The following is a 14,786-nucleotide window of genomic DNA, read 5'->3' on the forward strand; positions in this document are numbered from 1 at the left end:
GCTATAGTACCGCTAGTGCTACGCCCCCTGCAAGATCACCTGGCGGATGAACGCGACCTCATCAAGGTTGACGGTGTGGCCCATGCCGGGGTAGATCCGCTCCTCCACCGCGCCGCCGAGGGCGGCCAGCACGTCGCGCGACTCGTGCACGCGCTCCAGCGGGATGTGGAAGTCGACATCGCTGCAGCCCAGCAGCACCGGCGTGCCCTGCAGCGAGCCGCTGTAGCGCTCGGCCTGCACCTCTGGCCCGATCAGGCCGCCGCTCAGGCCGAACACGCCGCCGTAGCGCTGCGGGTTGCGCGCCGCATACTCGAGCGCCAGGCAGGCCCCCTGCGAGAAGCCCAGCAGGTAAGTGCGCTCGGCGGGGATGCCCGCCTGGCCCACCTGGCGCACCAGGTCGCCGATGGCGGCCAGCGCGTTGCTCAGGTGCGGCTCGTTGGCGGCCAGCGGGGCCAGGAAGCGCTGCGGGTACCACACGCTGCCCGCCGCCTGCGGCGCGAGGTAGGCCAGCCCCTCGGCGGGTAGCTCGTCGGCCAGCGAGAGGATGCTCTGGGCGCTGGCCCCCCGCCCGTGGATCATGATCATTGCGGCCTTGGCCTCGCCGAGCGGCGCGCCAGTGGTTGCGATTGGTAGCGACATAACGAAACTCCTTTTGCTAGCAGACAGGTTTCAGCGGCGGCAGCACGCGCTCGATCATGGCGCGCTGCGGCTCCAGCCAGGGCGGCAGCATCAGCGCGTGGCCCAGCTGCTCGGGCGGCTCGTCGACGGCCAGCCCCGGCGCGCTGGTGGCCAGCTCGATCACGAGGCCATCGGGGTCGTGGGTGTAGAGCGACTTGAAGTAGAAACGGTCGATGATCGGCGAGGCGTGCAGTCCCGCGCGGATCAGGCGCTCGCGCCACTCGATCAGGGCCACCTCGTCGGGCACGGCCAGGCTCAGGTGGTGCGACTGGCCGCCGCCCACCTGGGCGCGCGGCGTGGCGCACTGGCGGTCCTCCAGATACGCCAGCTGCGGGCCAGACCCGCCGCCCAGAAAGCTCTGCGATCCCGCATGTGCCGCCGCCGAGGGTGGCACGCCCAGCACCTCGCCCATGAACCGGGCGGTCGCGCCCAGGCTGCTGCACATCGCGGTGATCTGGCCCAGCCAGATGGGCGGCGGGCTGCCGGGCGGGGCCTCGCCGCCCTCGGCGTAGATCGTCAGCTCCACGCCATCGGGGTCGCGTAGGTCGAGCGCCTGGCCGCGCCGCTCGGACGGCACCCCAAAGCTGCGCAGCCGCTGCTCCAAGGCATCCAGCGCGCCCGCCGGTGTGGCCAGCCCCAGCCGCCGTATGCCGCCGATGCCGCGCGTGCCGCACGGCACCTTGGGCCACTCTAGAAACGCGATCATGCGCCCTGGGGTGGCCTGCGCATCGCCAAAGTACAGCTGGTAGGTGCCGGGCGCATCGACGCTCACGGTCTGCTTTACCAGGCGCATGCCCAGCACCCAGGTGTAGAACAGCAGCGTGCGCTGCGCGCTGGCGCACACCAGGGTCACATGGTGTATCCCAAGAATAGTCATAGCCTGCCTCCCGCCGCGCTGGTGTGCGCAGCATGTCTGCCAGCAGCATAGCAGGCCAGCGTGAACAGCGGCGTGAACAGCGGCGTGACGCTCCACTTCTGCCCGCATGTGCTCGGCTGAAGCTGGGCGTTTCATGCCAGCATCCGTAAATGATTGACAGCGGGCTGGGGTCGCGGTGGGCCTGGGCGCTATGGCGTGGGAAAGCGCTCGTTGCGGCGCGGCAATTCTCTATTGCACGAATAGAACATTGTGATATAATTTGCAAAGGTTCCGGCGCAAATAGTTGTCGATGCTTGACGATGAACCAGCATTCCATTACCATTGGGGGTAATTATGGGGCGACAGGCTGTGGCCTTGTTTGCCCTTGCACAATGTGGCCCTGGCGAACACGCGGCGCTCAGCGGCGCGCGTGCTCGTTTCTCCCATTCTCCGATCTGCATGATTTGACCCTTGCTATGGAGTGGCAGATGCTTTCGCCTCAGCGCTGGTGCAACAGCTCCCAAACGCTCGCCAACACACGCAGCCGCTACACCTTCTTCACTCCCGTGTCGTCCACGGCCTGACCGGCGTGCGCCCTTGCGCTTGGCGCATGCTCTGCTTCCAGCCTGCGCCTGCCCAAGTTCCGCTTTCCGCACGTCTCGATCGCTGGCCGATGACATAATTCTTGCTGGCATGCACAGCACCCTGTGCAAGGTGGAAATTAGAAAGGCGTTCAATGGCGCAAATTTTTCCTCGGAACGCAAACACGATCGCGAAATCCAGCCTGGTGGTGGCGGTGGTCCTGCTGCCAGTGCTGATCATCACGGCGGTTTGGTTCTTTGTATGGTCCGACTGGTCGCGCCATGTTGGCGCACAGTACGCGCCGGGCCAGCCTGTGCCCTACAGCCATCAGCTGCACCTCACCTACAAGATGCAGTGCCTGTATTGCCACAACCGCATCGAAGAATCGCCCTACGCGAATCTTCCGGCCACCGAGACCTGCATGTCGTGCCACTCGGTGGTGAAGACCGACAGCGCGAACCTGAAGCCGGTGCGCGATAGCTGGGAGACGAACACGCCCATCCAGTGGAACAAGGTGCACGATCTGCCCGACTTTGTGTACTTCAACCACAGCATCCACGTGGCCAAGGGCGTCGGCTGCTCCACATGCCACGGTGATGTGGCCGAGATGGGCGCGACCGGCGCGTGGAAGGTGCAGGGCCTGTTCATGGGCTGGTGCCTCAACTGCCACCGCAACCCCGAGCAGTTCGTCCGCCCGCAGGATCAGATCTACAACACCAAATGGGAAGCGCCTGAGAATCAGATCGAGGTCGGCCTAGAGCTGAAGAAGCTCTACGGCATCCGCACGGCCAGCGAGCTGACCAACTGTGCCATCTGCCACCGATAATAACGGGACGATACATGAGCAAGAAACCACTTGACCTCCAAGCCGTGCGCGAGATCTTGGCTGCGAAGCAGAGCCAGCCATACTGGCGCAGCCTTGAGCAGCTGGCAGACACCGAGGGGTTCCAGGATCTGATGGCCCGCGAGTTTCCCCGCCACGCATCCGAGATGCGCGACCCGGCGACGCGGCGCAACTTCCTGAAGCTGATGGGTGCATCACTGGCTATGGCCGGTCTCTCGGGGTGTTCGCTGCGCCAGCCGCAGGAAAAGATTGTTCCGTACGTGCGCCTGCCCGAGCAGGTGATCCCGGGCAAGCCGCTGTTCTTCGCCTCGGCCCACACCTTCCAGGGCTACGCCCAGGGCGTGCTGGTCGAGAGCCACGAGGGCCGCCCGACGAAGATCGAGGGCAACGAGCAGCACCCCGCCAGCCAGGGCAAGACCGACCTGTTCATGCAGGCCGCCCTGCTGCAGATGTACGACCCCGACCGCTCGCAGAAGGTGAAAAGCGGCGGCGCGGACAAGACATGGGCCGACTTCACGGCGGCGCTCGGCCCGGCGCTGGCCAGCGCCAATGGTGCCATCCGCCTGCTGACCGGCACGATCACCTCGCCCACGCTGGCCTCGCAGATCCAGCAGTTCCTGAGCGCCAACACCGGCGCGCGCTGGTATGTGTACGACCCGGTGGGCTTCGACAACACCCGCGCCGGGGCGCAGCTGGCGTTCGGCCAGAACGTCAACACCATCTACGACTTCACCAAGGCCAACGTGGTGCTGGCGCTGGATGCCGACTTCTTCGCCTACGGCCCGGCCAACGTGCGCTACCAGCGCGATTTCATGAGCCGCCGCGTCATCCGCACCGAGGACGCCGCCAGCGTGACCATGAACCGGCTCTATATCGCCGAGCCGACGTTCTCGATCACGGGCACCAACGCTGACCACCGCCTGCCCCTGCGCGCGGCCCACGTGGGCGAGCTGGCTCGCTCGGTGGCTGCGGCGCTGGGCGTGGCGGGCGCGACGCCCGGCACCCTGCCCGAGAAGGTGGGCGCGATCGACGTGGCCGCCTGGGTGAAGGCCGTGGCCGAGGATCTGCAGGCCAACCGCGGCGCCGCCGTGGTGGTGGCGGGCGAGGGCCAGCCAGCCGAGATCCACGCCCTGGCCCATGCGATCAACGCGGCCATCGGCGCGGTCGGCTCGACGGTGCGCTACACCGCCCCGGTCGATGTGCTGCCCATCCAGCCCGGCACCCTGGCCGACCTAGTGGGCGAGATGAACAGCGACGCGGTGAAGGCCCTGGTGATGATCGAGGCCAACCCGGTCTACAACGCCCCCGCCGATCTGAAGTTCGCCGAGGCGCTGGCCAAGGTGCCCTTCTCGGTGCACTACGGCCTCTACAACGACGAGACCGCCGAGAAGACCACCTGGCACCTGCCCTCGACCCACTACCTGGAGCACTGGAGCGATGCGCGCGCCTTCGATGGCACCACCTCGATCGTGCAGCCGCTGATCGCCCCGCTCTACGGCAGCAAGTCGCCGCACGAGCTGCTGGCGGCGCTCAATGGCCAGCCCGATGCCAAGGGCTACGACCTGGTGCAGCAGACCTACGCCGCCAGCGCCAGCAGCACCTTCAACGATTTCTGGCAGACCTCGCTGAACGCGGGTGTGGTGGCCAACACCGCCGCCGCCGCGATCACGCCGACGCTGGCCAGCGGCGCGAGCTTCGGCAGCGCGGCCAAGCTGGGCGAGTACGAGCTGGTCATCCAGCCCGATACCAAGGTCTGGGATGGCGCGTTCGCCAACCTGGGCTGGCTGCAGGAGCTGCCCCACAGCATCAGCAAGGTGGCCTGGGACAACGTGGCCTACGTCGGCATCTCCACCGCCCAGAAGCTGGGCGTGCAGACCGGCGACGTGCTGCGGGTGACGGCTGGCGGCGGCACGGTGGATGCGCCCGTGTGGGTGCAGCCCGGCACCGCCGAGGGCGTGATCGCGCTGCAGCTGGGCTATGGCCGCACCAAGGCGGGTATCGTGGGCACGCTGAACGGCAGCCCCGTGGGCTACAACGCCTATGCCGTGCGCACCAGCGCCGCGCCCTACTTCACCGCCGACGTGCAGCTGGCCAAGACCGGCGGCACCTACGAGATCGCCTCGACCCAAGACCACCACGCGATCGACACCAAGGCTGGCACCGATACCCAGTCCGACGCGGCGGTGCGGCGCGAGATCGTGCACAACATCACGCTGGCCGAGTACAAGGCCAAGCCCAACCTGCTGCACGGCGAGGAGGAGCACTTCTCGCTCTACCCCAAGCGCCAGTTCAATGGCTACGCCTGGGGCATGGCGATCGACCTGAACATCTGCACCGGCTGCAACGCCTGCGTGGTGGCCTGCGACGCCGAGAATAACATCGCAGTGGTGGGCAAGACCGAGGTGCTGCGCGGGCGCGAGATGCAGTGGATCCGCATCGACCGCTACTACACCGGCAGCCTCGACACGCCCGAGGTGGTGCACCAGCCCATGGCCTGCCAGCAGTGCGAGAACGCACCCTGCGAGGTGGTCTGCCCCGTCGGCGCGACGGTGCACGACAGCGAGGGCATCAACAACATGGTGTACAACCGCTGCGTCGGCACCAAGTACTGCTCGAACAACTGCCCCTTCAAGGTGCGCCGCTTTAACTTCCTGCAGTACAACGACATGCTCTACAAGTTCGACATGGATAGCCTGAAGCTGATGCGCAACCCCGACGTGACTGTCCGCGTCAAGGGTGTGATGGAGAAGTGCACCTACTGCATCCAGCGCATCAACGAGGTTCGCCAGGACAAAGAGCGCCTCAACGACACCATCAAGGATGGCGAGGTGATCTCGGCCTGCCAGCAGGCCTGCCCGACCGACGCCATCACCTTCGGCAACCTGAACGATGCCGAGAGCAAGGTGTCGCAGATCAAGCGCCTGCCGCTGAGCTACCGCCTGCTGGATGAGCTGAATGTGCAGACCCGCACCAGCTACATGGCGCAGGTCAAGAACCCCAACCCGGCCCTGCAGGAAGCCTAGAGCCGTGGCCTGGGCGCACGCACGCGCGCCCAGGCCGCAAGGAATTGGAGAAACTGAATGGCGCAATCTCTCAAACGCCCGGCTCGGGGGCCAGCCGACCCCAATGCGCTGCTTGGGCCGGAGCTAACCTATACCGATGTCTCGCAGAAGCTGGCGGACATCCCGCTGACCGCGCCGAAGAAGACCCCGCTAGGCTGGATGTTCGGCTTTGCGATCGCCATCATCCTGCTGATGGTCTTCTTCACCGCCGTCACCTGGCTGCTGATCGAGGGCGTGGGTGTCTGGGGTATCAATATCCCGGCTGGCTGGGGTATGGATATCATCAACTTCGTGTGGTGGATCGGCATCGGCCACGCGGGAACCCTGATCTCGGCCATCCTGCTGCTGCTGCGGCAGCGCTGGCGCACCTCGATCAACCGCTTCGCCGAGGCGATGACGCTGTTCGCGGTGGCCTGCGCCGGCATGTACCCCATCCTGCACCTTGGCCGCCCGTGGGTGCTCTACTGGATGCTGCCCTACCCCTCGTCGCTGGGCATGTGGCCGCAGTTCCAGAGCCCGCTGGAGTGGGACGTGTTCGCGATCTCGACGTATGCGACCGTCTCGCTGCTGTTCTGGCTGGTGGGCCTCATCCCCGACATCGCCACCATGCGCGACCGCACCACCAACCCGATCATGCGCTTCATCTGGGGCCTGGCGGCGCTGGGCTGGCGCGGCTCGGCCAAGCACTGGCACCGCTACGAGCTGGCCTCGCTGCTGCTGGCGGGCCTCTCCACGCCGCTGGTGGTCTCGGTGCACACCATCGTGTCGTTCGACTTCGCCGTGGGCCAGCTGCCCGGCTGGCACGCCACGATCTTCCCGCCCTACTTCGTGGCGGGCGCGGTGTTCGCCGGGTTCGCTATGGTGATGCTGCTGATGATCCCGGTGCGCAAGTGGTACGGCCTTGAGCAGTACATCACCATGAAGCACTTCGACCTGATGGCCAAGGTGACCCTGGCCACCGGCATGATCGTGACGTTCGGCTACGCGATGGAGGCCTTCTTCGCGTGGTTCAGCGGCAACGAGTACGAGGGCTTCCTACTGAACATGCGCCTGAACGGCCCCTACGCCTGGTCGTACTTCGCGCTGCTCTTCTGCAACTTCCTAGTGCCGCAGCTGTTCTGGTTCAAGCGCTGCCGCCAGAGCATCCCGGTGCTGCTGTTTGTCTCGCTGGTGGTGAGCATCGGCATGTGGCTGGAGCGCTTTGTGATCATCGTGGTCAGCCTCACGCGCGATTTCATCCCCTCATCCTGGGGCTACTACAACCCCACGATCTGGGACTGGCTGCTGTACCTCGGCACCTTCGGCCTGTTCTTCACGCTGCTGTTCCTGTTCATCCGCATCCTGCCGATGATCTCGATCTTCGAGATGCGCATGCTGGTGCACGAGGAGAACGCAGGCCACCATGGCGAGGCGCACGGCGCAGGCGCGGGCACCGGCCCGCAGCCAGCGGCGGCAGATTAGGAGGAACCAGCAATGCAGAATATCTTTCGTCGCGGCGCTGCCCGCCCTGCCCCCGCCGCCGCCGCACCGGCCCCGCTGTATGGCCTGGTCGGCGAGTTTCGCGATGCCGACGCCCTGCTGCACGCCGCCGAGGCCGCCGAGCACGCGGGCTACACCAAGCTCGACGCCTTCTCGCCGTTCCCGATCGAGGAGCTGGCCGAGGCCGTGGGCCACAAGAAGGACCGCCTGCCCGCCGTGGTGCTGACCGGCGGCCTGACGGGTGCGGTGTTTGGCTTTGGGCTGCAGTGGCTCACCCAGGTGATCGACTACCCGCTGGTGGTGTTTGGCCGCCCGCCCTTCGCGTGGCCGGCCTACATCCCGATCACCTTCGAGTGCACCATCCTGTTTGCCGCCTTCTCGGCGGTGTTCGGCATGGTGCTGATGAACGGCCTGCCCCAGCCCTACCACCCGATGTTCAACGCGCCCGACTTCGAGCGGGCCTCGCAGGATAAGTTCTTCCTGGTGATCGAGGCGCGCGACCCGAAGTTCGACCTGCAGAAGACGCGGGCCTTCCTGAGCAGCCAACACGCGATCGCGATCAACGAGGTTCAACAGTAACGAGACCGGTCAGCATCCGCCGCGCCCACGGCCCCAGCCCTGGCGCGGCGGCTATGAAGGAATAAGCATGGAGCGAAAGCATACATCGCGGCTGGCGCGTGTGCTGCGGGGCGCATTCTTCCCTCTCTGCCTTGTGGCGACGGTTGCGTGCGGCCACCTGGACATGTACGACCAGGCCAAATATAACCCCTATGAGGAGAGCACGGGCATCTTCTCGGTGGCCAACGGCGGCGATGGCGCGGCCTCGCGACCGCTGGTCGATAACACCTTCGCCCGTGGCCAGATGCTCGCATCCGACCCCATGAACTCGGGCAAGGATGCCAGCGGCGCGTTTATCGCCAGCCCGATCTCGGTGAACGATGGCGTGCTGGCGCGTGGCAAACAGCGCTACGGCATCTACTGCGTGCCCTGCCACGGCGACCTGGGCAACGGCAAGGGCTTCACCCTGAGCTACTTCAAGACGGCGGGCAAAGAGACGCCCTCGTTCTATAGCGATGCGCTGGTGGGCCAGCCCGATGGCTACTACTTCGATGTCATCACCCACGGCAAGGGCCTGATGTACTCGTACGCCTCGCGCGTGCACCCCGCCGACCGCTGGGCGATCATCGCCTACATCCGCTCGCTGCAGGCCAACCCGCCCAAGGGGGCTATCCCGGCCACGCCCACGCCCAAGGCGGATGCGACGGCGGCCCCTGCGGCCACGGCGGAGGCATCGGCTACGGCGGCCCCTGCGGCTACGGCTGCACCCTAACAGTCAGAAAGGAGGGCGGCGCGGGCTATTTCCCGCCGCCGCCGCAAGAAGCTATGGCAAAGACAGCCCGTGAGGCATCACCCAAACCGCTGCAGCTTGCGCGCTTCTCGCGCCTCGCGCTGATTGTGGGCGCGGTCAGCCTGCTGATCGCGATCGTCAGCGGCTTTGTCGTGGGTGGCGCTCAGTTTTTTCAGTCCTATCTCTACGGCTTCATCTATTGGTTCGCCATCTCGATGGGCGGCCTGGGCCTGCTGATCCTCCAGTACTTGGTGGGCGGGCGCTGGGGCCAGACCATCAAGCGTATCCTAGAGGCGATGGCCCAGAACCTCTACCTGATGGCGGCGCTGTTCGTGCCGATCATCATCTCGATCTTCGCGCTGCCTGGGGCGGTCTACCCCTGGAGCGACCCCTCGGTGGTCGCATCCAACCACATCCTGCAGCTTCGCCAGCCCTACATGAACCCGGCCATGTTCAGCCTGCGCGCGGTGATCTTCTTCGCCGCCTGGATCGGCCTGACCTACCTGTTTACCAAGTGGTCGGACGAGCAGGACCGCACGGCTAACCCGGCCATCCACAGCCGCTTCGGCAAGCTGGCGGGCGGCGGCGTGGTGCTGTTCATGCTCACCTACAGCTTCGCCATGATCGACTGGGGCATGACCACCGAGCTGGTCTGGTACTCCACCATGTACCCCGTGCTCTACGTGGTGATCTCGGCGCTTACTGGCATCGCGTTCTCGGCCTTCGTGCTGTCCTTCATCTACAAGGTGCAGCCGCTGGCCAAGATCGCCACCGCGAACCGCTTTCACGACCTCGGCTCGCTGGGCTTTGCCTTCACCGTGCTGTGGACCTACGTGAACTTCTCGCAGTTTCTGATCATCTACTCGGCGAATATCTCCGAGGAGGCCGAGTTCTACGTGGTGCGCAGCCAGGGCGGCTGGCAGTACCTGGGCTATATTGTCACGTTCTGCTGCTTCATCCTGCCGTTCTTCGCGCTGCTCAGCCGCCGCACCAAGCGCTCGCCCGAGCGCATGCGCTGGTTCGGCGCGTTCATCCTGGTCGCCCAGATGCTGAATGTCTTCTGGCAGCTGACCCCGGCCTTCCACCACGAGCACTTCAGCGTCAGCATCACCGATCTGGCCATGCTGGTGGGCATCGGCGGGCTGTGGGTGGGCGCGTTCCTGTACTGGCTGGGCCGCCGCCCGCTAGTGGCCGAGAACGACCCGCGCCAGCAGGACTGCCTGGTGCGCAGCCACACCGACGCGTTTGAGAAGGAAAAAGGCCCGAAGGCCTCGCACGCCTAGCGCCCTGCGGCAAAGCCCCCCGGAGCTGCCTCTGCGGCTTCGGGGGGCTTTGTGGTATCATGCACCCACTGTAGCATCGTGAGGAGGAGACTGTGATTATCACTGAGGATATGGTGCGCACCGCGCTCAAGAATGTTGTCGACCCCGAGATTGGCCTGGATGTGGTGAGCCTCGGCCTTGTCTACAACGTGGATATAGCCGACGAGGGCAAGACGGTCTCGGTGGACATGACGCTCACCACTCCGGCATGCCCGGCTGGCCCGCAGATCGTCGACCAGGCGCGCCGGGAGGTTGTGGCCCTGCAGGAGATCTACAAGGATCTGGAGAACGTGAACATCAATCTGGTCTGGACGCCGTTCTGGAACCCGTCGATGATGTCGGAGGATGCCCGCGAGGAGCTGGGCTTCTTCTAGTCTAGGGGCGCTTGGTAGGAGCGCAGGGCATATGCGGTATCGCCGTGTCTGCCCTGCGCTTTTTTGTGCCGCCAGCGCAGGAGCGCGGCGAGCTTGTAGGCTTTGATCGCGCTAGCCGTACCTGGCGCTGCGCAGCATCTGCGCGATTGGGATGGGATGGCCATAGTAGGCGCAGAGCGATTCCCACAGCAGCGGGTGGGGCAGCGTGATCGGGCGGGCGCGGTGGATGGCTTGCCAGGCAGAGAGCAGGTCGATGCCTTCGATTTCGTGCAGCGCCGCCGTGGCGAAGGTTGCCGAGCGGCTGATTCCCGCCCCACACGCCACCATAACGTTCAGCCCCCGCCCATGGGCAGCGCGCACAAACCCTACCCCCTGCGTGAGCACCTCGCGCGCCACCGGCTCGCCATCCTTGATCGGCAGGAAGAGGTAGTCGATATGCGGGTAGCTAGTGCGCTCGGCAAACTGCAGCAGCGCGCCGATCTGGCGCTGGCCTAGCCGCACTCTGTTGAGCGTGTCGCGGTAGCTGCCGATGGCGAGCCATGGCCGGATCATATCCACTGGGCGTGCCTTTCTGCTGCGCTATGCCTGCCAGCGCAGCCTGGCCACCAGGCCAAAATGATCGGATGGGAAGACATCGGGCGTGGCGCTGCCGATCGGCGCGGTGCCGATCAGTTGGATGGACTCGGCCTGCCAGCCGGGGGCGTGCGAGCGCAGCAGGATGCGGTCGAAGCGCACTGGCCGATGCCTGCCAGCGTGCTGGGCGCGCATGGTGTTCACCTCGGTGTTCTCGGTGTAGCCAGGGTCGGCGGGGTGGATGTACGGCCAGACATCCTGGTAGGCGGGGGCGAGCTGCTCGTTTTCGTAAGAGCTGGAGCAGAAGTTGAAATCGCCCATCAGCAGCGCGTGCGGCGCGGCGGCCAGCCACGGGAAGATCTTGGCCAGCTGCCTGGCCCGCGTCGGCGCGGCCAGCGAGGTGCTCTCTAAATGCACGCTAGCGAAGCTGGTGGTGCTGCCGTTGAGCGATGCGCGGGCGGTGAGCAGGGCGCGGCCCATGGCGCTTGGCAGCGCACGCAGCTCCCAGGCGTGGATGGGCAGGCGGCTAAGCATCAGCACTCCATAGGGGTCGATGCTGCCCCCCGCGATGTCGGACAGCTGGTACTCGCGCTGCACCCATGGCTCGCGCATCACGCGGTCGAGCAGGGCTGGGGTGGCTTCCTGCAGGGCGATTAGGTTGGGCCGGTGGGCCTGCAGCAGCGACAGCAGGGCAGCGCAGCGCTCGGCGAAGAAGTGCGGCTCGAACCACACGTTCATGGTGGCGATGGTGATCGTGGGTTGGATCACCTCGGATGCGCTGGCCGCGCTTGGCTCCCAGCGCTGGGCTGCTGGGCGGTAGACCCCTGGGAAAAGCGCGAAGTCGCTCATGCTGCCTCCGATGCTCCGTCGTTGGGATGTCATAATGCTGTCGGTATAGTGGTACGATATACCCGAGGGCTGAATCATAGCATAAGGAGCGCTGCAATGAGCACACCATCTTCCTCGCCGCACTCTGGCTGTATCACCTGCGCGCTGATCGAGCAGCGCGACCAGGGCGAGCGCCCGCTGTGGGATAGTATTTACCGCACATCGCACTGGGATGTGGCGCACGCCTACGACAGCGCGCTGCCGGGCTGGCTGGTGCTGGTGGTGCGCCGCCACATCACCTCGGTCGCGGCGCTCACCCGCGACGAGTCGGTGGAGCTGGGTCTGCTGATCGCCACCGCCTCGCAGGCGCTGGAGGCGGCGGTGGGCTGCCAGAAGACCTACGTGGTGCAGTTCGCCGAGGCCCAGGGCCACCCGCACGTGCACGTGCACATCATCCCGCGCATGCCCGACATCCCCGATGATCGGCGCGGCCCGAGGGTGTTTGGCTACCTGGGTGTGCCCGAGGCCGAGCGCGTGCCCGAGGATGCGATGAACCGGATCGCCGAGCAGGTGCGGGCCTATCTGTTTACCGCACACCGCATGCGCCCAGGCGGGCGCGGCTAGGCCCTGCCGCTCAGCTGGCGGATGTCCACCGCCTCGGCCATCCGCCGGTAGCCCTCGTCGTTGGGGTGCACGCCATCGCCCGAGTCGCACATGGGCGCGAGCAGCGCGTGGTCGGCGGGGTCGCACAGCGGCGTGGCGAAGTCGAACACCGCGTCGAAGCAGGTGCGCCCCTGCTCAAGCACCCAGGCGTTCACTCGCTCGCGCTGGGCGTTCTGCTCGGGCGTGTAGCCGCCGGGCAGGATGGTGGTGCCCAGCACCCTGCGACACACGCCGCGCGCCCGCGTGGCCAGCTGCTGGAGCGCGGCGATCAGCTGATCGGCGCTGGCCCCGGCCCGCAGGTCGTTCGAGCCGATGTGGATGATCAGGTCGCGCACCCCCGGCTGGGCTAGCACATCCCACTCCAGCCGGGCAAGCCCCGGCTCGCCCCACAGCGGCGGCATACCCTCGCCGGGGCTGCCCTGCCCGATCAGCTGGTTGCCCGAGATGCCCGCGTTGAGCACCGCCATCAGGCGGTCGCCCCCGGCCACGGCCAGCCGCGCCGCGAGCTGGTCGGGCCAGCTGCCGTGCTGGCCATGGGTCGAGCCGACGCCGTCGGTGACGGAAGAGCCGATGGCCACCACCGCGCCCAGCGGCTCGGCTGGCAGCACATCCACGCCGCAGAGCAGCCAGCGCGCGCTGGTCTGCAGCGGGTAGTGCATCCACGCGGCATCCTCGGGCGCGGCGGTGTAGTCGCCCAGCGGTGAGATGTAGGATGTTTCCAGCCCCACGCCGTGCCCGTTGGTGATCTCGCCGCGCTCTACAAAGAAGGTGATGGCCAGCGACCGCATGGCCGCGATGCCCAGCGCGATCGGGTCGCTGATGGCATCCTGCCCAGGCAGGATGGTCAGCGCGTGGCTGCCCTGGAACCGCACCGGCTGTGGCGCTGGCCAGACCGCCGGGGCGCGCAGCAGCTTGCCCACGCTGACCGAGCGGATGCTGACCGGCTCGCTGCCGTAGCGGTTCGAGAGGCGCAGCCGCACCTGCTGCCCGCCTGCAGCGACCCGCACGATCTGCCGCAGGGTGCGCCCCACCACGTTGGCCGAGATAACCGGGGTGGGCGCGGCGTACCAAGCGCCCACCCACTCTGGCTGGTCGATATTGTGCTCTGGCATTGGGTGGCTTTCGTTGTTGCTATGGGCTGCGCCCAGTGCTGCGGCAGAGGCTCTGGTATGCCTTGTCCCAGTGCTCGATGGCATGCCCCGCGCCGCCCGTGCGCAGCCAGATGTAGTAGGCCGCCAGTCGTACAGCATCCTCGCTCGGGATGTTGCTGATAAACTCGTCGCAGCTGCCGCGCTCGGCGCTGTAGGGCAGCGCGGCGAACCGATCGCGGCCCGGTGCGGGCTGGGTGTGGCGGTAGCAGTCGGCGCGCAGCGGGCAGCCATGCCCGGGGCAGTAGAGCGGCATAGCGTGGCTCCTGTGGGGTTAGAAGAAGGGGCTGGCCCCCGGCACGGCGGGGTGCCGCTCGACCTCGCGGTAGAGCCGCTCGGCATCGGCGAGCGCCACATAGAAGCTGACCTTTTTAGGCGGCGGTGTGGCGAGCCGGAATTTTAGGCTGCCATCATGAAGCTTCAGGTCGAGCAGGCTGCTGTAGGGTAGAGTCAGGCTCAGATTCTTGCGCCCCACATAATAGGCGATCAGTAGCGCAGGGATAATGCCCAGCGCCATGCCGCAGATCACCATTGGGATGATCGTGACCAGCAGCACGATGCCGATCTGCAGCAGGGCGCTAGGTGTGAGCCAGCCCTCTACCAGCAGCCCGCCGGGGGTGAACTGCACCTTGCCCTTGCCCATGATGTTGCGCCCACCATCGGCCCGCTGGAAGCGCACCTCGAAGGGCTGCCCCTCCGCATCCGGTGCGATGCTGCCGTAGCTTGGCTTGAAATCGGTGAGCTTGCGCGTGGAGGGGAAGAGCTTGTAGATGCCGAGGCAGCACGCCGCCAGGAGCACCAGCGATACGCCGATAGCGATCAGGGATGTGCTGGTACTGCTCAGCTCGGAGGGATTGAACAGCTCGTAGATGGTACCAAAGGCTATGAAAACCAGTGAGACAGCAAGGCAGATGAGCAGCAGGAAGGCCGTGGTGATGCCTAGTTTGCCCCCGTATGAGATACGGCTGGCGTGCCAGGGTGATGATGGGGTTGTCATAAAGAGTCTCACCGCTCTATTGATAGAATCCG

At 66.2% G+C, this 14,786-nt stretch carries 15 protein-coding genes; 8 read left to right on the forward strand and 7 right to left on the reverse strand.

The window, feature by feature from the left end; all coding sequences use genetic code 11:
• Positions 1–18: 18 nt before the first annotated feature.
• Both F8S13_21145 and F8S13_21150 read right to left on the reverse strand, forming a co-directional pair.
• Positions 19–639, reverse strand: a complete 621-nt coding sequence (locus tag F8S13_21145) for a phospholipase (GenBank protein ID KAB8141028.1) — start codon at positions 637–639, stop codon at positions 19–21.
• A 16-nt stretch (positions 640–655) separates the two neighbouring features.
• Complete coding sequence (locus tag F8S13_21150; GenBank protein ID KAB8141029.1) at positions 656–1,690, reverse strand: ring-cleaving dioxygenase; 1,035 nt, start codon at positions 1,688–1,690, stop codon at positions 656–658.
• A gap of 580 nt (positions 1,691–2,270) precedes the next feature.
• Between F8S13_21150 and F8S13_21155 the strand changes: the two genes are divergently transcribed.
• From F8S13_21155 to F8S13_21185, 7 genes are all read left to right on the forward strand, one after another.
• Entirely contained in the window at positions 2,271–2,942 is a 672-nt protein-coding gene (locus F8S13_21155; GenBank protein KAB8141030.1) for a cytochrome c3 family protein, read from the forward strand.
• A 14-nt stretch (positions 2,943–2,956) separates the two neighbouring features.
• Positions 2,957–5,983 carry a 4Fe-4S dicluster domain-containing protein gene (locus tag F8S13_21160; protein ID KAB8141031.1) on the forward strand — a complete coding sequence of 1,009 codons (3,027 nt, stop codon included), beginning with the start codon at positions 2,957–2,959 and terminating at the stop codon, positions 5,981–5,983.
• Positions 5,984–6,040: 57 nt separating this feature from the next.
• Positions 6,041–7,483, forward strand: a complete 1,443-nt coding sequence (locus tag F8S13_21165; GenBank protein ID KAB8141032.1) for a hydrogenase — start codon at positions 6,041–6,043, stop codon at positions 7,481–7,483.
• A gap of 12 nt (positions 7,484–7,495) precedes the next feature.
• Entirely contained in the window at positions 7,496–8,080 is a 585-nt protein-coding gene (locus F8S13_21170; GenBank protein ID KAB8141033.1) for a DUF3341 domain-containing protein, read from the forward strand.
• Between the two features lie 67 nt (positions 8,081–8,147).
• The gene (locus F8S13_21175) at positions 8,148–8,831 is read left to right on the forward strand and encodes a cytochrome c (GenBank protein KAB8141034.1); all 684 of its coding nucleotides are present in this window, start codon (positions 8,148–8,150) and stop codon (positions 8,829–8,831) included.
• A 53-nt stretch (positions 8,832–8,884) separates the two neighbouring features.
• Complete coding sequence (locus F8S13_21180; GenBank protein KAB8141035.1) at positions 8,885–10,132, forward strand: hypothetical protein; 1,248 nt, start codon at positions 8,885–8,887, stop codon at positions 10,130–10,132.
• A gap of 95 nt (positions 10,133–10,227) precedes the next feature.
• Positions 10,228–10,545 carry a metal-sulfur cluster assembly factor gene (locus F8S13_21185; protein KAB8141093.1) on the forward strand — a complete coding sequence of 106 codons (318 nt, stop codon included), beginning with the start codon at positions 10,228–10,230 and terminating at the stop codon, positions 10,543–10,545.
• A 111-nt stretch (positions 10,546–10,656) separates the two neighbouring features.
• Here F8S13_21185 and F8S13_21190 read toward each other — a convergent pair whose 3' ends face one another.
• Both F8S13_21190 and F8S13_21195 read right to left on the reverse strand, forming a co-directional pair.
• Positions 10,657–11,097 carry a dual specificity protein phosphatase family protein gene (locus tag F8S13_21190; protein KAB8141036.1) on the reverse strand — a complete coding sequence of 147 codons (441 nt, stop codon included), beginning with the start codon at positions 11,095–11,097 and terminating at the stop codon, positions 10,657–10,659.
• A 27-nt stretch (positions 11,098–11,124) separates the two neighbouring features.
• Positions 11,125–12,045: an endonuclease/exonuclease/phosphatase family protein gene (locus F8S13_21195; protein ID KAB8141037.1), complete on the reverse strand. Its 921-nt coding sequence runs from the start codon at positions 12,043–12,045 to the stop codon at positions 11,125–11,127.
• A gap of 18 nt (positions 12,046–12,063) precedes the next feature.
• On the opposite strand from F8S13_21195, the gene F8S13_21200 reads away from it, so the two are divergent.
• Positions 12,064–12,570 (forward strand): HIT family protein, encoded by a 507-nt coding sequence (locus tag F8S13_21200; protein ID KAB8141038.1) that lies wholly within the window; start codon positions 12,064–12,066, stop codon positions 12,568–12,570.
• On the opposite strand, the gene F8S13_21205 is transcribed toward F8S13_21200, so the two are convergent.
• Genes F8S13_21205 through F8S13_21215 form a run of 3 tightly spaced genes read right to left on the reverse strand, consistent with a single transcriptional unit; the run spans position 12,567 to position 14,754 of the window.
• Positions 12,567–13,859, reverse strand: coding sequence for a hypothetical protein (locus F8S13_21205; protein KAB8141039.1), 1,293 nt, complete (start codon positions 13,857–13,859; stop codon positions 12,567–12,569). The two genes, F8S13_21200 and F8S13_21205, sit on opposite strands and share 4 nt — an antisense overlap.
• Positions 13,741–14,013 (reverse strand): DUF2934 domain-containing protein, encoded by a 273-nt coding sequence (locus tag F8S13_21210; GenBank protein ID KAB8141040.1) that lies wholly within the window; start codon positions 14,011–14,013, stop codon positions 13,741–13,743. The genes F8S13_21205 and F8S13_21210 overlap by 119 nt, the downstream gene beginning before the upstream one ends.
• Before the next feature lie 18 nt (positions 14,014–14,031).
• Entirely contained in the window at positions 14,032–14,754 is a 723-nt protein-coding gene (locus tag F8S13_21215; protein KAB8141041.1) for a hypothetical protein, read from the reverse strand.
• Positions 14,755–14,786 lie beyond the last annotated feature (32 nt).

The organism is Chloroflexia bacterium SDU3-3 (assembly GCA_009268125.1).
Lineage (GTDB): Bacteria > Chloroflexota > Chloroflexia > Chloroflexales > Roseiflexaceae > SDU3-3.